The sequence below is a fragment of the Thermogemmatispora sp. genome (assembly GCF_042408735.1).
Lineage (GTDB): Bacteria > Chloroflexota > Ktedonobacteria > Ktedonobacterales > Ktedonobacteraceae > Thermogemmatispora.
The window spans coordinates 1-18,721 of record NZ_JBHOQV010000122.1; the positions used below are offsets into that span (position 1 = coordinate 1).

The 18,721-nt window shown below is 63.6% G+C and carries 13 protein-coding genes; 3 read left to right on the forward strand and 10 right to left on the reverse strand.

Annotation, left to right across the window (positions count from 1 at the left end; translation table 11 throughout):
* The 10 genes from ACFMO7_RS10875 to ACFMO7_RS10920 all read right to left on the reverse strand — a co-directional run.
* Positions 1 to 2,304: DUF1156 domain-containing protein (locus tag ACFMO7_RS10875; protein ID WP_376795511.1), on the reverse strand; the 2,304-nt coding region annotated here is incomplete at its 3' end.
* Positions 2,301 to 5,852 (reverse strand): helicase-related protein, encoded by a 3,552-nt coding sequence (locus ACFMO7_RS10880; protein ID WP_376795512.1) that lies wholly within the window; start codon positions 5,850 to 5,852, stop codon positions 2,301 to 2,303. The genes ACFMO7_RS10875 and ACFMO7_RS10880, both read right to left, overlap by 4 nt.
* Before the next feature lie 535 nt (positions 5,853 to 6,387).
* A complete protein-coding gene (gene ureG / locus ACFMO7_RS10885; protein ID WP_376795513.1) occupies positions 6,388 to 7,041 on the reverse strand; it encodes an urease accessory protein UreG in 654 nt (217 codons plus the stop codon).
* Positions 7,042 to 7,160: 119 nt separating this feature from the next.
* A complete protein-coding gene (gene ureC / locus ACFMO7_RS10890; protein WP_376795514.1) occupies positions 7,161 to 8,894 on the reverse strand; it encodes an urease subunit alpha in 1,734 nt (577 codons plus the stop codon).
* Complete coding sequence (locus ACFMO7_RS10895; RefSeq protein ID WP_376795515.1) at positions 8,891 to 9,349, reverse strand: urease subunit beta; 459 nt, start codon at positions 9,347 to 9,349, stop codon at positions 8,891 to 8,893. Before ACFMO7_RS10895 ends, ureC begins: the two co-directional genes overlap by 4 nt.
* 42 nt (positions 9,350 to 9,391) lie before the next feature.
* Entirely contained in the window at positions 9,392 to 9,694 is a 303-nt protein-coding gene (locus ACFMO7_RS10900) for an urease subunit gamma (protein WP_376795516.1), read from the reverse strand.
* A gap of 57 nt (positions 9,695 to 9,751) precedes the next feature.
* A complete protein-coding gene (locus tag ACFMO7_RS10905; RefSeq protein WP_376795517.1) occupies positions 9,752 to 10,711 on the reverse strand; it encodes an urease accessory protein UreD in 960 nt (319 codons plus the stop codon).
* A 125-nt stretch (positions 10,712 to 10,836) separates the two neighbouring features.
* Positions 10,837 to 11,523 carry an urease accessory protein UreF gene (locus ACFMO7_RS10910; RefSeq protein WP_376795518.1) on the reverse strand — a complete coding sequence of 229 codons (687 nt, stop codon included), beginning with the start codon at positions 11,521 to 11,523 and terminating at the stop codon, positions 10,837 to 10,839.
* Between the two features lie 341 nt (positions 11,524 to 11,864).
* Positions 11,865 to 13,526, reverse strand: coding sequence for a purine-cytosine permease family protein (locus ACFMO7_RS10915; RefSeq protein WP_376795519.1), 1,662 nt, complete (start codon positions 13,524 to 13,526; stop codon positions 11,865 to 11,867).
* Positions 13,527 to 14,025: 499 nt separating this feature from the next.
* On the reverse strand, positions 14,026 to 14,940 hold the full coding sequence (locus ACFMO7_RS10920) for a class I SAM-dependent methyltransferase (RefSeq protein ID WP_376795520.1): 915 nt from the start codon (positions 14,938 to 14,940) through the stop codon (positions 14,026 to 14,028).
* 1,258 nt (positions 14,941 to 16,198) lie between these two features.
* Here ACFMO7_RS10920 and ACFMO7_RS10925 point away from each other — a divergent pair.
* The 3 genes from ACFMO7_RS10925 (at position 16,199) to ACFMO7_RS10935 (ending at position 18,709) form a co-directional block, all read left to right on the forward strand.
* Entirely contained in the window at positions 16,199 to 16,468 is a 270-nt protein-coding gene (locus tag ACFMO7_RS10925; protein WP_376795521.1) for a hypothetical protein, read from the forward strand.
* Positions 16,469 to 16,470: 2 nt separating this feature from the next.
* Positions 16,471 to 17,463: an MvdC/MvdD family ATP grasp protein gene (locus ACFMO7_RS10930; RefSeq protein WP_376795522.1), complete on the forward strand. Its 993-nt coding sequence runs from the start codon at positions 16,471 to 16,473 to the stop codon at positions 17,461 to 17,463.
* A 97-nt stretch (positions 17,464 to 17,560) separates the two neighbouring features.
* Positions 17,561 to 18,709, forward strand: a complete 1,149-nt coding sequence (locus ACFMO7_RS10935; protein ID WP_376795523.1) for a methyltransferase domain-containing protein — start codon at positions 17,561 to 17,563, stop codon at positions 18,707 to 18,709.
* Positions 18,710 to 18,721 lie beyond the last annotated feature (12 nt).

Below are 18,721 nucleotides of genomic sequence, written 5' to 3' on the forward strand. Positions count from 1 at the left end.
GGAGTAGATGGCCATGCCGGGGCCGATGCTGGCCTGGGCGAGGTCGACGGGGGAGATGCCGCCGCGCTGCAGGTGGCGGACGGCCTGGGGGAGCTGGGAGCGCAGCTCGCGGAGGAACTCTTTGCGGGTGGCGATGGGGGCGTTCTCGGGGCGCGGGCGGCAGACCAGCACGATCGAGGAGGCCAGGGCATTTACACCTTTCTTGAGATTGGTAATTAGTTCCGTGCGCATGGGCCAGGTGCCGGTGATGGTGAAGCCGGCCTCGATGAGGCTCTGGAGCATGGTTTCCCAGCCGGTGGAGGCCACCAGGGGAGCGTGGCCGTTGGGTCGGCCTGCGCCGTTGGTGCCGGAGCGGCGTCGGGGGCTACTGGAGGCGGGCTGCGGCTCGGCCTGTGAAGCAGACTCGTCTGGCTCGTCGGCGGTCTCGTCGGAGTCGAGCTCGGCCTGTTTGGAGGCGTAGGAGATGGTGAGGGGGTAGTCGGGATGGGCGGTGGCGCGCAGGCGAAGGAAGACCTGGTGCAGGCCCTCCTCGAAGAAGCGGCGTGCCTGGTCTTTGTTCCCCGCGAAGCGGTGGGGAGCGGCGATCAGCTCGTGCTGTTTGGGGGTGAGGAGGGTGGAGAACAGGTCGGGGTAGATGGGAGCCAGCATGCGCCGAAGCCAGAGGTAGAAGAAGTCGGAGAGGTCGGCGTAGCCGACGTTGTCGTAGTAGGGGGGGTCGGTGGAGATGAGCGGTTGGGAAAGGCCAGTGAAGGGGCTGAGGGCGTCGCGCTGGCGGGCCTGGCCGGCGGGTCCGGCCGGCAGGGCCTCGACGACCTCGGCCACCCACTCGACGGCACCCTGGAAGTTGCCGCTGGAGGCGCTGAAGGGGTTGGCCTCGGCGAAGTCCCAGGTCATTGGTATCGCTTGACGAGCGAATAGTTGTTGAACGGTTTCTCTAGTGATATCCCAGAAGCATATGTTAGATCCTCGATTGGCTAACCGATCGACAGCGAGGGCCAGGTAGGTGGCCACGGCGTCGGCATAGGCGCGGGGGCCGCGTCCGCCGGCCTGCAGGGGCAGATCATCGGCGGGCAGGCCAGCGGCGCGCGCATCGGCCTCCACGCGCGCGTGAGCCTCCTGCACCAGGGCGCTGAAGGTCGTCAGGGCCACGAGCTGGCGCGGCGTGAACAGATCGCCGTAGCGCGTCAGACCATAGAGTTGGACCCGGAAGCCCAAAGCGGCCTCCGGTAATCTGGCCGCGGGCATCTCCTCCGGCTCAACGCTGGTGGCCATCTGAGCCTGCTCCTCATCGGCTGACAGATAAACGCGGCCCCGGCTCCCTTCTGCCACGATCGCCAGCAGCTGTGCTCCCATCCGTCCGGCGCGCCCTTCAGCGCGAATATAGGCCAAATCCACGGGGTGAGTGCAGGCGATGCAGTGCGCGCCCTGTCGACTCACCGTCCCGGCGGGTGGCTGGCCCTTGCCGGTGCGCACCACAAAGCGCACGAGGGGGCCAGCCGGGCTCAGCTCGACCTGCGGCTCGATCCAGGCCTCGCGTCCTGGTCTCTTCGAAAGCCACCACTTGCTCACCAGCGGCATCCTGGCGCGGCAGGCCGGATTGGGGCAGGTCACCGTCCGCGCCCACAGCCAGGCGATCACCGTGGCCTGCCCGCCCTCCTCCTCGGGCAGGCGCGCCGGCGGATAGAGGTGGCCGATGCGGCGCTGGGCCTCCTCTCGCAGCCAGTTGCCGTAAGCACGCAGGTCGGCGGCCAGCCCGTGAGCGCCCTGCCACTGGCTCGGGAGCAGCTCTGCGCGCGCCTGTGGATGAACCGGAGCCTGGCCGGCGAAGCGGGGAGGAATCTCGATGAGGGCCATATTGATGAGGACCGCCACTGGGTTGAGGTCGCCAGCGAAAGCGGTCAGGCTCAGGCGCTGGGCCTCCAGCGGGATGGAGCCGCCGCCGGCGAAGGGGTCGAGCAGCGGCGGGGGCGTGCCGCCCGTGGAGGCCAGGATCTCTGCTCGTGCGGCCTCCCACAGTTGCTGATTGTTCAGATTATCCCACTGGACCAGCTCGCTCAGCAGCGTGAAAAGCCGCTCGCGCTCGCGCTGCTGGCTGGCCTCATCGGGGAAGCGCTCCGGATGGGCCGAGGGATCGTCGACCAGGGAAGCGAAGAGGACCGCTCGGGCGGTTGCCAGTGGTTTGCGCGACCACCACAGATGCAGCGTCGAGGGGTGGCCGTGGCGCAGAGACTTTTCCTTGGCCGAGGCCGCATTGATCGCCTCCAGAGGCAGGGCCACCTCAATGAGCTTCTTCGGCTTCGTCATCGCAGACGCTCCCCCCGTTGCAGCAACTTATCGATATCCGAAATCAGCCCGCTAGTAGCAAAGTCCAGCTCCTGCTGAAAAGGGCGCTTCACGTACCAGACCTCACAATCCTGCTCATCCACCAGCACCAGAGCCAGGATAAAAGACTCCGGCTTGTTCAACGCGGTCAGCACCTCGTTGCGTGTCGTAAACACCTTCTTTGCCCCCCGTCTGCGTCCTTTCACCTCAATAAAGAGCAACCTCTCCTCATTCGGAACCCGCGACTCAATATCGTAGCCCCGCTTCTCCGCGCTCACATCGCGCGGCTCATGGCCCTGGGACCGCTCACAGGCCATGACTGCCTCCATTGCCCGCCGCTCCACCGTCGGATCACGTTCCAGCCCCAGATCCTCTGCCTCAGCCGCTGCCGTCTCCTCCGCTGGCGGACCGGCCAGTCCCTTCGCCCGTCGGTACTCTTCCAGCAGCCCGGCTGGCACCACCAGCGCTATCCCCACCACCTGAGGCGGCAGGGGCTTCAACTGTCGCTCTTCTTCCAGCTCTCGCATCCTTTGTTCCAGTCGCTGATGCAGATCATCAGATCGCTGCTTTGCCTGATTAGCATTCAAGCTAGCATTCACCTTCCCCTGGCGTTCCGCCTCTTGTAGCTGGACCGCTCGCTGATCCCAATAAATAATCTCGTGTGACAGGCGCTCATGTACCGCCTGGCGCACCCGTTCAACCTGCTCTTCACGACGCTTGCGCAGCTCATCCCACAGGCGCGGCAGAAGCTTCTCAATGGCGTACGAGCGTGCCTCTCCGATCACATCCTCCTGCAGCCAGGGAGCCGAGAGCACATCGCGCAGCAGCTTGCTCTCCTCCTCGGTAGGGGCCTCATAATCCAGGAACGGAGCATAACCGGCATCGCGCAGCAGCCCCTGAGCCGTCCGCTCCACAAACACAAGCTGGCGTCCCACCACGCGAGGCTGTCCGCTCTCATCCTTGCGCCCATCCTGCACCGCGTACTCCATCAAAAACAACAGGCGTGGCTCCTGGCCCCCATCTGCGCGATCGATCAGCAGCGTGCCCTGTCTCAGCAGAGCCTGCTCCTCCAGCACCAAATCCAGCATTACCTCCAGCAAGGGGTGGCCCGGGCAAATCAACTCAGCCGGCGGCTTCCCCGGCACCATCACCAGCTCCTTCTCGAACGTAATCCGCTCATAGCGCGGCAGAATCGTCGCGCGACTATTGCCCCGTGGATGGCGCGAGCGCAATTCCAAAGGCACATGGCGCAGCTCATAGCGGTGCGGCTCGCGCTCATACCAGCGACCCTTCAGCCGACCGAAGACCTCCCAGAAGAAAGAGGCAATAAAGTGGGGCTGCAGGCGGCGAGCCTGGGCCCGCTCCATCTCCTCGCGCACCTGGAACACCCGCGCCTGATCCATCACCTCGTGGACCAGGGCGCGCTCTTGCAGCAACCGCTCCAGATGCCGGCGATCGAGAGCCTGCTCCACCACCTGCTCCAGGCGCGCGCGCACCTCCGGCTGATCCCCATAGCGGATCGCCTCTATAATCAGCTCCCGCAGCGGGCGCTGCTCGAACTGCAGCTTCCCCAAGACATCGAAGACCTGACCCCCCAGAGCCTTGCGAGCCGCCTCCAGCTTCCTCAACAAGCGATAATAGACCTCACCCTCGCGGGTATCCTCGGCCACCAGGTTCCACAGATAGCAAGTCTCGCGCTGGCCGATACGGTGGATGCGCCCGAAGCGCTGCTCCAGACGATTCGGATTCCAGGGCAAATCGTAATTCACCATCAAGTGGGCGCGTTGCAAATTAATACCCTCGCCGGCCGCATCAGTTGCCAGCAGAATCAGCACCTTAGGATCCTGCGAAAAAGCCTCCTGGGCCCGCAGCCGCTCCGTACGATTCATCCCCCCATAGATCGTCACAACCGCCTCGGAGCTGCCCAGCAGCGTCGTAATCCGCTTCTGCAGATAGAGCAGCGTATCGCGATGCTCCGTAAAGATCACCAGCTTCTGGGGACGGCCATCGGCGCTAAAGATCGCCTTTTCCTTCTGGAACAGGCTGGCCAGCTCCTCCCACTTCCGATCGGTGCCGCTATGCAGCACCCTTTGAGCCAGCTCCTCCAGCCCGCGCAGGCGGGCAATCTCGCGCTCCAACTCAGCCATCGTACGGGCTGCCGTCGCCTGATCGACCACCTGCTCCTCCAGTCCTTCCACCTCCGCCCCTGGGGCCTCGTCCTCCAGCTCCTGCAGAGCCTCTGCCGACAGCAGCGGTACCCCCGCGTCCAACGGCAGCTCCTGGGCCGCCGCACTCCTCTGCCGTTCCCGGTGCAGCGTCTGCAAGCGCCTCTCCAGGCGCTCACGGCGACGGCGCAGCGACTCGTAGATCGCCTGCGGAGACGAGGCCAGGCGGCGCTGCAGGATTGTCAGCGCGAAACCCACCGTCCCTTTGCGGTCCCCCTCCAGCGCATCGGCCCGATTGAACTCCTCGCGCACGTAGGCTGTCACCTCCTCGTAGAGCTGCTGCTCCAGGGGAGAGAGCTTATAAGGCACCGTCATCGCGAAGCGCTCGGGGAAGAGAGGTTTTCCCTCAAAGGTATAAAGCTGCTCCTTCAACAGGTGGCGCATGAGATCCGAGACCTCGACGCGTGGCGTACCCGTGCGGAAGCGGCCCTCGAAGCGATCGGGATCGAGCAGGCGCAAGAAGAGCTGAAACTCCTCCTCTTTTCCATTATGAGGGGTGGCCGTCAAGAAGAGCACATGGTAAGCGTGCCGAATCACCAGCTCGCCCAGGCGGTAGCGTTTCGTATACTTCACCTCATCGCCGAAAAAGCTGGCCGACAGCTTGTGGGCCTCATCGAAGACCGCCAGATCCCAGTAGACGTCTTCCAGCAGCCCCTGCAAGTTCTCGTCGCGGGCCAGCTTATCGAGGCGAGCGATCAGGAGAGGCTTCTCCTGGAACGGATTGCCCGAGAGAGAAGTAGCGATGCCCTCGTTAGTCAGAATCTCGAAATGCAGCTGGAACTTGGTCTTCAGCTCATCCTGCCACTGCTCCACCAGGTTGCCGGGCGCCACCACCAGGCAGCGCCGGAGGGCCCCGCGCATCTGCAGCTCCTTAATCAGCAGGCCCGTCATAATCGTCTTCCCGGCACCGGGGTCATCGGCCAGCACATAGCGCAGCGGCTGGCGCGTCAGCAACGTCTCATAGACCGCCGTGATCTGGTGGGGGAGCGGCTCAATGAGCGAAGTATGGACGGCCAGCAGCGGATCAAACAGGTAAGCCAGCCTGATGCGATAGGCCTCGGCCACCAGACGGAAGCGAGCGCTATCGGCCTCGAAGCGCCAGGTGACGGACCCGGCGGGGAGCACCTGCAGACTGTCCAGGCGATCGCCGAAGAGCAGCTCGCTTTGGACCGCGCCGGCCTCATCCTGATAGACCACCTCAGCCACCTCTGAGCCATGCCACTGCACCTTCAGCAGCTCCACCGTCTGATCGGGCAACAAACCCCGCACACGCACATTCGGAACGAGGGAGTCGCGCGAAATCATAAGCGGAAAGGCCTCTTTCCAACCTTGGCAGATAACAAAAGAAAGCAAGAAAAACAGCAGCCCGCTGGCACAGCGACCGGCCCGGAGCCTGGCGCATTCCCCGCTTTCCAGGCGGAGGACCGTTGGGGGCCCTGGCGCCGTCTGCCAGAAGACCTCAAGCCGGGCAGCGCGCCCGGCGCGGGCAGGCTCCGTCAGGAGGCGATCCTTGCTTCCTCAACACGGCCTGGCGTGCATGGGCAGACCTGGCCGCATCAGCTGCTCATCAGAAGCGGGGTCAGGCGACAGAAGCGCGGACAGATTCGCTGCTAGCGCGCAATTCAGATGATAAGGCATGGAGGCCGCCACGGCAAGAAGGAAATTCTGTCATCAATGGTGATAATTCCTCAACTGGCAGATCACGCCACCATCGCCCAGAAAGGCCATTGGCCCTTTCGAAAACCAACAAGAGAAGGACCAGAGCAGGGCCGCCGGACACCCGACGGCGGCCCGCCCTGGTCCCCGTACCAGCAGACCAACCGAGCTAACAGAGGAAAGATCAGGAAGGAAGCAAAGTCTGCGAATCGCCTCTATGAGCCAACTGGGTCTCCAGCCAGGCCACCACCGCATCCAGGCCCTCGCCGCCGCGCAGATTCGTAAACACAAAGGGTCGCTCCCCGCGCTGGCGCCGCGCATCGCGCTCCATCACCTCCAGCGACGCCCCCACATAAGGAGCCAGATCGATCTTATTGATCAGCAGCAGATCCGAACGCATAATCCCCGGGCCGCCCTTGCGCGGCATCTTCTCCCCCTCGGCCACATCGATCACATAGATCCAGACATCCACCAGATCGGGGCTAAAGGAGGCCGCCAGATTGTCCCCGCCGCTCTCGATCAAGACCAGCTCCAGGCCAGGCAGACTGGCCTCCAGATCGGCGATCGCCTCCTCATTCATCGAGACATCGTCGCGGATCGCCGTATGAGGACAACAGCCCGTCTCCACACCTCGCACGCGCTCAGCCGGCAGCGTTCCCTGCCGCAGCAAGAACTCCGCATCCTCGCGCGTATAAATATCGTTAGTCACCACCGCCAGATTATAGCGCTCGCGCAGGCGCCGACTCAGACAATCCACCAGGGCAGTCTTGCCGCTCCCCACCGGCCCGGCGATCCCCACGCGAAAAGCCCGTTTCCTGTCTTCCCGCAGCTCCGTCATAGCCGTTTCCCCCTTTCCGGTCAGGCCAGGCAAGCAGGCTGCCTGGTCCGCCTATGCTGCTCTGTTGCCTTTTTCCTTTTGCCTTGGGGGCCGACCGCGCACAAAGCCAGCGATCGGCGCTAGAACAAAAAGTAGCGCTGAGCCAGAGGCAAGACCTGGGCCGGCTCGCAGGTCAGCAACCTCCCGTCGGCGCGCACCTCGTAGGTCTCCGGGTCCACCTCGATCTGCGGCGTCGCCGTATTGTGCACCATATCCCGCTTCGTGAGCCTGCGGCAGCCCTCGACGGCCACCGCCTGTTTGCGCAGGCCCAGGCGCTGGGGCAGCCCATCCTCCAGGGCTGCCTGTGACACGAAAGTCAGGCTCGTTGTAGCCACCGCCAGCCCGAAAGAAGCAAACATCGGGCGATAGAGAGCCGGCTGAGGGGTCGGAATCGAAGCGTTCGGATCGCCCATCACGCTCCAGGCGATGAAGCCCCCCTTGATCACCATCTCGGGCCGCACCCCGAAGAAGGCCGGCTTCCATAGCACCAGATCGGCCAGCTTCCCCGGCTCGATCGACCCGACCTCCCGTGCGATCCCGTGCGTAATTGCCGGATTGATCGTATACTTCGCCAGATAGCGCTTCACGCGGAAATTATCATGGCGCATCGAATCCTCGGGCAATGGGCCGCGCTGCACCTTCATCTTATGGGCCGTCTGCCAGGTACGCAGGACCACCTCTCCGACGCGGCCCATCGCCTGCGAATCGCTGGACATCATACTGATCGCCCCCAGATCGTGCAGAATATCCTCTGCCGCGATCGTCTCGGGGCGAATCCGGCTCTCGGCGAAGGCCACATCCTCCGGAACCTGGGGATTGAGATGGTGGCAGACCATCAGCATATCCAGATGCTCGGCCAGCGTATTGACCGTGTAGGGGCGTGTCGGGTTAGTGGAAGACGGCAGGATATTGGGCAGGCCGGCCACGCGCATAATATCGGGGGCATGGCCGCCGCCGGCCCCTTCCGTATGGTAGGTATGGATCGTCCGCCCAGCGATCGCCGCGATCGTCTCCTCCACAAAGCCGCTTTCATTCATCGTATCCGTATGGATAGCCACCTGCACATCGCAGCGCTCCGCCACCCGCAGGCAGGCATCGATGGCCGCCGGCGTACTGCCCCAATCCTCATGCAGCTTCAGCCCGCAGGCGCCAGCGCGGATCTGCTCCAGCAGCGGCCCCTCGGAGGCCGCATTGCCCTTGCCCAGGAAGCCGAAATTCAGCGGCCAATGCTCCGCCGCCTGCAGCATGCGTGCCAGATACCAGGCTCCCGGCGTACAGGTCGTCGCATTGGTTCCGGTAGCCGGTCCCGTTCCGCCGCCGATCATCGTCGTGATCCCATTGGCCAGGGCCTCATAGACCTGCTGAGGCGAAATAAAATGAATATGGCTATCGATGCCGCCGGGCGTCGCGATCAAATGCTCGCCGGCAATCACCTCAGTGCTGGCTCCGATCACCAGCTCGGGATCGACGCCCTCCATCGTATCGGGATTGCCCGCCTTGCCCACCTTCACAATTCGCCCATCCCTGATGCCGATATCGCCCTTGACGATCCCCCAATGATCGAGCACAATGGCATTCGTAATCACCAGATCCAGGGCCCTCTCCTGATCCCTGTCCCCGTCGCGCAGAGCCTGGCTACACTGTCCCATCCCATCGCGGATCACCTTCCCGCCGCCGAAAGTCACCTCATCGCCGTAGACCGTATAATCTCGCTCAATCTCGATAATCAGAGCCGTATCGGCCAGGCGCAGGCGATCGCCGACCGTTGGCCCATAGAGATCCGCATACGTCCGGCGTGGCAGAGACAGACTCATGCCTGACCCTCCTCTCCCTGCGCCATCTCTGGCCTTTCCCTCACCTCTTTCCCTGTAGAAGCGGAAGCAGAGGGAGCAGCCTTCTCCGCTCCCTGTTGGAGTGGAGCCAGCGCCCCATTGACCAGGCCCCGATGGCCATAGATCGCCCGTCGGCCGCCGAAGGCCACCAGCGTGACCTCCTTCTCCTCGCCCGGTTCAAAGCGCACCGCCGTCCCGGCGGCGATATTGAGGCGCATGCCATAGGCCAGAGAGCGCTCAAACTCCAGCGCCGGATTGACCTCGAAAAAGTGATAATGGCTCCCAACCTGGATCGGGCGATCGCCGCGGTTGCGCACCAGCAAGCGCACCGTCGGTCGACCGGTGTTGAGCGGCAGATCGCCTGCGGTTAGCAGGTAGGCCCCGGGCGGCAGGCCCTGCAGGCTGGCTGTTGCCTCTGGCTCCTCAGCCGTTTCCATGATGGCACCTCCTTTCTCCTGGGGCTGTGCGGGACCCTTCGGCTAGCGGATCGGATCGTGGACCGTCACCAGCTTGGTTCCATCGGGAAACGTGGCCTCGATCTGCACCTCCTGGATCATCTCGGGCACGCCCTCCATCACATCCTCGCGCGTCAAAATCGTCGTCCCCAGCGTCATGATCTCGGCCACGCTGCGCCCATCGCGGGCCGCCTCCATCATCTCGGCGGCCAGCAGAGCCACCGCCTCTGGATAGTTCAACTTCAACCCGCGCGCGCGTCGCTTGCGTGCCAGCTCAGCGGCCACCACGATCAGCAGCTTCTCCTGCTCACGTAGCGTCAAATACATCGCGAGACCAACCTCCTTTCTCCTCTTCTGGCAGAGACAGACAGAGGCAGCCACTCATCAGTAGATCTTGCGCGGCAGCGGCACCGTTCTCCCATAGAGACGGAGCCGCGCCAGGCGCCAGAATATCGGCAGGCCCTGGCTGAGCGGCAGACTCTCCAGAGCGAGGCCGCGCACCAGCAGTCCATCTGCCGCCAGCCTGCTCACGCCCCACAGGCAGCAGCCGGGCTGGCTCAGCTCCTGGGCCAGAGCCATCAGCTCCTCCTCCAGCGCCGGCCAGCGCTGGGGAGGGAGGCCCGTGTGGCAGACGTAGAGGCTTGCACAGTAGCGAAACGGTCCCAGGCGAGCCAGCGCGCGAGGTGGGCGCCGGCTCGGTTCCAGGCGAAAGCGCTCGCAGGCCAGCGGACCCCGAGGTGCGACGATCTTGAAGGTCAGCTCCAACAGATCGTAAGCGAAGCACTCTCCGCGCGCCAGACGGCCCGGCGCCAGCAAGTCCCACCACAGCAGGCCGGCCCCCTCATCCAGAGCGATCGAGACCTGCTGACGATAGCGAGCCCCCGCAAAAGGGATCAAAGCGTCGGGCAGATGCTCCAGCAAGGCTCCGCTGCCGACGTGCACCCGCCAGCGCTGCTCGGCGGGCTGATCCCGGCTATGGGCGCGATAGAGGCGCGTCGCCCCTGTCGAAGTCAGCATCACGCGCGTCGCCGCCCCGACCTCGACCTCAACCTCATAGAGATCGCCGCCCAGCACCCCGCCCGACAGATTGTGCACATGCACCAGTGCCCCGCCGTCCGCCGTCGCGAAGGCCCGCACCACCTGCAGCGGTGGCCGCTGCACCTGCTCGCGGAGCCGCGTCCGCCGGGCCGCCGCATCGTAGCAAAAGCCCAGGCGCAGCAACCCCACCACCGGCTGGCGATATCCCCCGCTGCCAGTGGCTGCCGGCTCCTCCTCTCTCATGGGACGGCGGTCCGGCGCAGCCTCGGCTGCCTCACGACCTTGCCCAGAGCTTAGCGCCTGCATCCAGATCCTTGCTCCTTCCTTGCCTGCAAGCTCCTCTTTTCTACGCCTACCTGTCTGTCCACCTGCCTGCTCGGTTCGCGCGCTCCCGGTCCCCAGCGGACGCTATCTGTTTGTTTGCCCACTGGCTAACTGATAAAGAGGCGGGTCTCCAGGACCGGATGGCGCAAGCTGCCCATTTCCACCAGCGGCGTAAACTGCCACGGCTCCTCGCCGCGCTCCAGGCCGCGCAGAACCTGTTCCGTTACCCTCAGCAGCTCCGGCTTCACCTGCCAGAGCAAGAGCATGGCGCGTCGCTGGCCCAGAGGCAACAGGCGCTGGCAGGCAGCCAGCAAGGAGGCCGTTTGCTGGTGGAGGAAGGCCGCCAGAGCCGGGCCTTCCTCGATCGCCAACAGGCCACAGAGCAGGCCCGCTGCCGGCGCATAGTGGCTCAAGCCATCCTCGCGCATAACCAGGCGCAGCAGGGCCGCCAGGCGCGCGTCGCCCAGCCAATCCTGCACCAGATGCAGCAGGCGTCGCCCCAGCATCACACTCGCCTGGCGACTCTCCCGCGCCGGCTTCAGCGCGCTCAGCTCAACGTTCAGCGTTCGCCAGGCTGGCAGGAACTCCTCCAGACCTGGCACCGCAGCCAGGCGCCGCCCGCGCACGAAAAAGCTGCCCTCCAGCAGGCCCGTCTCCTCCAAATACGCCTGCAGGAACCCCTCCAGAGAATCCACCGTCAGCAGCTCCTCGGCCACCAGGGTCTCCAGGCCAAAAGAGTGGGCGCTGCTCCCCACAGGCAGCGCGCTATCGCAGAGCTGCAGTAGTTGCAGCACCTGCATTATTTCCAGGGGGAGCGAGTTTTCTCGAGATACTGGCCCTGATGCCGCTGGTGGTCTCTCATTCCACAAAGCGGCCATTGGACGGATACCCCCTTTCTTGTGGCAGCGCCACAGGAAAGCCATTCAGGCCAGCCTGAGCCTGGCGGCCAGCAAAAGGAGAGGCGGGGCGCGGTCGGAGCATGCCATAGGGGAGGAGTGGGCAGGTCAGTTCAGCGCGGTTCATCACGCGGCCTCACAGCAAATGCACCCCGCCTCTCTTCTATGCTACGCCAGTCCCCCAAAAACCGCCTGACCGCGAGCCTGTCCCAGGCTTCCCCGCCCGCGCGGCAACCAGGCTAGGCCGTTGCCTTACACAGATCATGACAACCCTTTTCCAGGGTGCAGCAAAGCGAACAGATTGTCCCCTCATGGTAGGGGCAGAAAGTCGTATCGGGCGCCTCATAGTCATCGGCGCAGACCGTGCACTGTAGCACCGGTAGCGCCTGGCCCTCTGCCACCTGAACAGAGCGATTCTCGCGAGCAATGTAGTACTTTCCGCGTGTCAGGACCGCCAGCAGGGGAGACAAGACAAAGGCGATCAGCAGGGCCAGGAACGGTGAGAAAGCCTGAGCCACCGGTCCGAAGAGGCCGAAGAAGGCCAGCACCGATAGCACCGAAGCCACCAGCGTCGACCCAAAGCCCACCGGATTAATCGTATACAGGTGGGCGCGCTTAAACTCGATATAAGGGGGACTCAGCTTCAGCAGCGGCTTATTGATCACCAGGTCCGCCACCACCGCGCCGATCCAGGCGATCGCCACATTCGAGTAGAAGCCCAGGATGGTATTCAAGAAGGCGAACATATTCAGCTCCATCAGCAAGAGGGCGATGCCCACGTTGAGAAAGAGCCAGACCACGCGCCCCGGATGGCGATGCAAGATGCGCGAAAAGAAATTCGACCACGACAGCGAGCCGGAATAAGCGTTAGTCACATTGATCTTCACCTGCGACAGCAGCACGAAGAAGGTTGCCAGTGAGAGTGCCACGAACGGCTGAGGGATCAAGACACTGAAGCCCTTCAGCAACTGCTGGATCGGCTGATCGGCGAGCTGAGCACCCACCGTGGCGAAGATATAGAAAGCCAGGAAAGCGCCCGCCAACTGCTTCAGCGCCCCCAGGATCACCCAGCCCGGACCGGCGGCCAGCACGGCCAACCACCAGCGGCGGCTATTCTCGCGCGTCTTATCGGGCATAAAGCGCAGATAATCGGCCTGCTCCCCGATCTGAGCGATCAGCGAAAGCGCCACGCCCGCGCCGGCCCCCACCTCCAGAGGGACCAGGCTGGCGCCCGTTGGCGACAGACCGCCGAAGTGCGTCCAGGCGACGAAGGCGCCAGGGTCCTTCCAGAGAATCGCCAGGAACGGCAGCACGTAGAGAACCAGCCACAGCGGCTGCGTCCAGGTCTGCAGCTTCGCCAGCAGCGTCATCCCGAAGACCACCAGCGGAATAATCAAGAGCGCGCAGACCAGATAGGCCCAGGGCAAAGGCAGGCCCGTGTACAGGTGGAGGGCCTGGGCCATAATCGAGCCTTCCAGGGCGAAGAAGATAAAAGTGAAGCTCGCATAGATCAGCGAGGTCAGCGTCGAGCCGAGGTAGCCGAAGCCAGCCCCGCGCGTCAGCAGATCCATATCGATGTTATAGCGAGCCGAGTAGTAAGCGATCGGAATGCCCGTCAGAAAAATCACCAGCGCGGCCAGCAAAATAGCGGCCAATGCGTTGCTAAAGCCGTGGGCGATAATGATATCGGCCCCGATGGCGAAGTCGGCCAGATAAGCGATCCCGCCCAGGGCTGCGCTGGCCACCGCCAGCGTTCCCCATCGGCGGAACGACCGCGGCGCATAGCGCAGCGAATAATCCTCGAGCACGGGATTATTCACTAACAGGTTGAAGCGGCGTTTCGGCTGGCCAGAGAGCGAAGGAGCGCCAGCCGTAACCGGCGTCATTTCCTTTTCAAGCATGCGCAAAAGCCTCCTCATCTGCAGGCAGATGACGCAACGGGTCAGCGCAGCGGCGAACACGTAGCCAACAGCCAGCCGGAGCAATAGGACTGGCTGACAGCCCAGACATCCGCAGCGCGCGCAGTGCAGCGCACGGCCCGCGGCCTTGCAGGTGCCGGAGAAGCGGCGGCCAACAGCAGCGACCTCGCCGATGAGAGAAGCCTCAGCGCAACAGATCAGCTCGCTTCATCCCTGGTGACAGCGAGCCACTGGATGAGAAGCGCTTCACCTGGTCTCATACAAAATGCACAGAGAGCGCACCCTCGCGTTCTCTGTAAAGCAGTATAGGGTCAAATTGCGGGGGAAACTATAGCCAAATTAACGCATAAGGGATCAGGGGTTTTGTGCAGGATGTATGAAAGCCGTTGGGGGAGGGGAGAAAGAGAGAGGAGCCGGGGGCGCTAGAGTAGGTGGAGTCGGCTCTTTCCCCCGGTCTGATGGCGGGTGGGTCTGCTTCCTCCTATGAGGGACCTGGCTTGCGTCCCACCGTCACGTGGAACTGGAAGGCAGTCTGATGGGTGGCCCACTCAGCCGGCAGGGCCTCGATCATCCGGCGCCACTCCTCGCCGGAGATAAGAGAGGCCATGCGCTCGCTCAGGGCCTGAAGAAGGGCCAGCAGATCCTTCTGCAAAAGGCGTCCGCCCTGGCCGCCACCTTCGCCCAGGACAACGCTGTAGACATACTTCTCGATCTCGACCGCCCCGGCCTGCTGAAGATACATCGGTAAATGCTCGGCGATGTAAGGATCGAAGCCCCAGCGTTCAAAGGCGCGATCGAGCAGGCCGCTGACTCGTAGCGAGAGGGGGCCTGGCCGGTGGTAGTATCCACCTGTCTCCGTGAGCTGGAGCCAGCCGCCTGGCCTGGTCACGCGCACTAACTCGCGCACTACTGCCGACCACGAGCGAGAGGGGATCGCCGAGATCAGCAGGCGCTGGTGCACCAGATCAAACGAGTTGTCCTCGAAGGGCAGCCCCTTGAGTACATCACTATAGAGAAATTGCACGTTGACGGGCGTTGTGGGCAGGCGCTCCGGCGGCTCCACATCCACTCCCACGACGCGACAGGAGGGAAGGCGATGGCCGACTTCACGCGCCCAGAGGCCGGTGCCACAGCCAACATCGAGAATCGCTCGCGGATAGCTTTCCAGGGGAGCAACGATGTGGACCTTCTGGACGCTCATCAGGGCATAGTGCTGAAAGTTGAGACGATCGATCTCTGCCTCATCCTTGGGCAGCAGGTAGGGGACGTCATCCAGGTAGCGGCGCTGGAGCCGGCCAGGGCGCTCCTGCTCCGACGACGGCTCTCGCTGCGCCTGGGAGGCGGGCGCCGGCGCGCCGGGCCGCTTGCGACGTAGTAGACCCCAAAATGGCATCATGGCCTCCTTTGTTCGATCGAGTGATCTCCCATTCGATGAATCGCTGTGCTGACTCGCTGGTCTCTCCCGGTGGTCAACTGCCTGACTGGTCTCTCCGCCAGCGAGACGCTCAAGAAGAGCGGCGGCTCTTCGCTCAGCAGAGAGTATAGCGCAAGGCGCTACTGAATGGAAGAGATCGCGCAGAGCTGGCATATGACACTTCTTGCACATCTGATCTTTTGTCTCAGAAAAGCCTCTTTTTGGGGTAGTAAAACTTGGAGGGAGAAGGGGGCCTGCAGTTGGGCCGGAGTGGGTTGGGAGGGGTCTGGCGAGAGCGGCCTTGTCCGGGGAAGGGGAAAAAGAATAAGGGAGAGACGGGGTGCCAGCTCGTCTCCCCCTTATTACCCAGGAGCTTCTGCTACCGGGAGATCCCTGAAAGGGCGGGTGCAACCTCATGGGGAGAAGGCTGCACAGGAATCGGGTAGCGCTACAAGCTGCTCGTCGAGGTGGATCTGCTTGCTCGCGGCCACCCCCGCTTCCTTTCGGGTCTATATATAGAACGAACGAGGACCCCGTTTGATATCACTTTGAGGTCGGGAATTTCCCGCTTTGCCGTCCAGGCTGCAGAAAATAGTCTAGAGGGGCCAGGGGAGCGGCAGAGTCTGAGCGCCTTGGGGATGAGAATGGGAGTGGAGATGGTCTGGCTGGGCCTGTCCAGCCGAGGCTGGCGCGGAAGCCGGCAGGAAGGGGGGGGGCCGAGTCCGAGGGATGTAGACGAAGCTCCTGCCAGAGCCGCTCAACCTCCTGGGCCCCCGCTCCGGGGATGTGCAGAGTAACACTCTGCAGGCCATCCGTGTTCCCAATCCGAACGCTGGCCAGGTGCATGCTTTTCGAGCCTGGCGTCTTGCTGGTACCTCTTCCGATCCGGTCTGGCTACGTCAAGTCGCCTGGCAACCCTTGTCTGACGATGCGTGAATTCCTGGCACATCTTTCAGCGATCTCTTAAAAAGAGTCTACCTCTCAATCTGGCTCCACAACTGATCTGAAGCCATTAAGGCTACTCTGGCCGCTGTGCTACAATATAGTGCAGAGTAAACATCTGTTCGGAGCTGAGCAAACGCCCCAAGGAGTGTCTTCCTGGTGCCTCGATGCTGGCAGATCCGGGCCGGCTCGGCTCCCTACTGGTGATCCTCCCACTTGCTGGGACGGGAGCATTGATCGGACCCTTTAACAAAGATGCAGTAGACGGCCAGTGCAGTAACGAAAGGCAGAGTGCCCCATGCTCAAGCGACCGCTCGAGGCCTCTCGACAGCTACCCCTTCCCGCTCAGGCGTTGGCCCTGCCGGCCAATGGCCCCTTTGCCTTTCTCTTTGCCCAGGAGCGCCATTTTCTCCTTGCTGGCGGCGAGGGGGACGGAGGCGAAGAAGAAGACGAGAGCCAGGACGGAAAATCTGCGGGATCGATCACTTTCTACCATACCACCGGTCATGATTCCTCGTCGCCCAATCCTCTGCACAACGAGGACTTTGACATGGAGTACGACGACTGACAATGGAATCCTATGTCCTTATTCTGAGCTACCCGGGAGACAGCAGTGCCCGGCGTGTGCTGCACGCCCTGCAGCGTAACGGCTGCCCGGCCCTGCTGCTCGACACGGCTTCTTTTCCCCAGGCCGTGACCCTGGCGGCCCTGCTGCGGGAAGCGAGCTGGACAGGTCACCTTTGCTATCAGGGCAAGCGCTATGATCTGGAAGCCATACGCAGCATCTACGTGCGCCGTCCCCATCACTATCAGGTGCGAGAGGACTTTCCCGAGCTGATTCAACTCTTCTTAGAGAACGAGGCTTATCGTGGCTTTGGGGGAGTCCTGCGCAGTCTCGACTGCCTGTGGGTCAACTCGCTGGATGCCCAGCGGCGCGCCAGCTTCAAGCCTCTCCAGCTCAAAGTTGCTCAGGAGGTGGGGCTGCGCACGCCTGTCACTCTCGTCACCAACGACCCTGCCGCCGTACGCAGCTTCTTCTTTGAGGTCTGTCACGAGCAGATGATCTACAAGACGCTGCACGGGAATTGTCTGCCCGGCGGAGGGGAGCGCTACCATCTGATCTTCACCAGTCGTGTCGGGCGCGAGCGGCTGAGCGAACTAGAGCAGGTCCGTCTCACGGCCCACCTTTTCCAGCCGCTCATCCAGAAAGCCTACGAGCTACGCGTCACCGTCGTTGGCTCCAACGTCCTGCCTGTGCGTATCGACTCACAGGAGCTAGAGGAGGCGCGCCTCGACTGGCGGGCGGCCTGCTACCGGGTTCGCTATCGTCCCCACGTGCTGCCGGAAGCCATCGCCAGGCGCTGCGTTGAAGTCGTTCGGCGCCTGGGCCTGGTCTTTGGCGCCCTCGACCTGATCGTCACCCCGGACGACGACTATGTCTTTCTGGAGTGCAACCCAGGCGGGCAATGGGAGTGGCTGGAGGTCGAGACGGGCCTGCCCTTTGCGGCCACGATCGCTCAGGTCCTCAGCGCCGGCAGGGCAGGGCTGGCCGCCTCTGCCTAGGTGGTACGGCCTGCGGTGAGGTGAGGGGAGACGACCTGCCCAAAGAAGGCGAGCGGGCCAATGGAAGCCTATGGATATGGATGGAAGGAGTATGTGGTTGGAACACTTTCTTGACAGCGAAACGGACAAGACAGAGCGCCAGGAGCTGGTCAACAGCATCGAAGAGGCGCGCGGCTATCCACTGGCCCCAGCCGTGCGCCGCGCGTTGCTGCAGGTCTCGCGGGCCCACTTCGTGCCCTATTACTGTCGCCAAGAGCAGCCAGGGACCTGGGTGAGGCAGGAGGCGCGCTCCGTTGTCTATCGCGACCTGGCCCTGGTCACCAAGGTCAGCGAGCGGGGGCAGCCGATCTCCTCCTCCAGCATGCCGTCGATCATGGCGGCCATGCTGGAGGCCCTGGCCGTGCAGCCAGGCATGCGCGTGCTGGAGATCGGCACCGGCACCGGCTACAACGCCGCCCTGCTGGCCGAACTAGTGGCCCCTGGTGGCCAGGTTGTGACGCTCGACATCGATGAGGAACTGACTGCCCTGGCCGCCGAGCGTCTGCGCCTGGCAGGCTACAGCGAGCGTGTGCGGGTGGTGACCGCCGACGGCCTGCAGGGCTACGCGCCGGCTGCCCCTTATGAGCGCATTATCGCCACGGGCAGCTATCCGCGCATTCCGCCGGCCTGGCGCGAGCAATTGCTCCCCCAGGGGATAGTGGTGGGCGACCTCGTCCGTCCGCTGACGACGCCGCTCTTCCGCCTGGTCAAAGTGGCTCCAACGCGTCTGGAGGGCCGTCTGCTGCGCACACCAGCCTTCTTCATGGAGCTGCGAGAGAGAGAGCCGTTGTCGCCGCTCCCGCCCTCTCGGGCCAGGGAGCTGAAGCACTGGCGGCAGCGGCCTCCTCGCGAAGAGACGGAGACCGATCTGGAGAGCTACGAGCTGCTCTACGAACCGGCCTTCGCTCTCTGGCTGGAGCAGCATCTTCCGGGCCTAGAGCGCCGGCTCTATCCGCTGCCCGGGTCTGGCGAGAGCCGGCGCATGGCCACCGCTTTGCACTGGCAGGAAAGCCTGCTCCTCTTGTCTCCTGAAGCCGAAGGCCCGCGCCCGCAGCGCTGGCGCGTCGAAGTCTATGGAGAGCAGGCTCTCTGGTCGGAGGTGCAGCGACTACGCGAGCGCTGGCTCGCTGCCGGCTCGCCCTCTCTGGAAGCCTATGCAGTCACCGTCGAGGCCGATGGAACCTGCCTCCTGCATCTGGTCGGCTGAGGCGAACCCGCG

Coding starts and splice junctions, on each gene's coding strand:
- ACFMO7_RS10880 (WP_376795512.1), bottom strand. CDS start 5,852: ATGATTTCGCGCGACTCCCTCGTTCCGAATGTGCGTGTGCGGGGTTTG.
- ureG (WP_376795513.1), bottom strand. CDS start 7,041: ATGACGGAGCTGCGGGAAGACAGGAAACGGGCTTTTCGCGTGGGGATC.
- ureC (WP_376795514.1), bottom strand. CDS start 8,894: ATGAGTCTGTCTCTGCCACGCCGGACGTATGCGGATCTCTATGGGCCA.
- ACFMO7_RS10895 (WP_376795515.1), bottom strand. CDS start 9,349: ATGGAAACGGCTGAGGAGCCAGAGGCAACAGCCAGCCTGCAGGGCCTG.
- ACFMO7_RS10900 (WP_376795516.1), bottom strand. CDS start 9,694: ATGTATTTGACGCTACGTGAGCAGGAGAAGCTGCTGATCGTGGTGGCC.
- ACFMO7_RS10905 (WP_376795517.1), bottom strand. CDS start 10,711: ATGCAGGCGCTAAGCTCTGGGCAAGGTCGTGAGGCAGCCGAGGCTGCG.
- ACFMO7_RS10915 (WP_376795519.1), bottom strand. CDS start 13,526: ATGCTTGAAAAGGAAATGACGCCGGTTACGGCTGGCGCTCCTTCGCTC.
- ACFMO7_RS10920 (WP_376795520.1), bottom strand. CDS start 14,940: ATGATGCCATTTTGGGGTCTACTACGTCGCAAGCGGCCCGGCGCGCCG.
- ACFMO7_RS10925 (WP_376795521.1), top strand. CDS start 16,199: ATGCTCAAGCGACCGCTCGAGGCCTCTCGACAGCTACCCCTTCCCGCT.
- ACFMO7_RS10930 (WP_376795522.1), top strand. CDS start 16,471: ATGGAATCCTATGTCCTTATTCTGAGCTACCCGGGAGACAGCAGTGCC.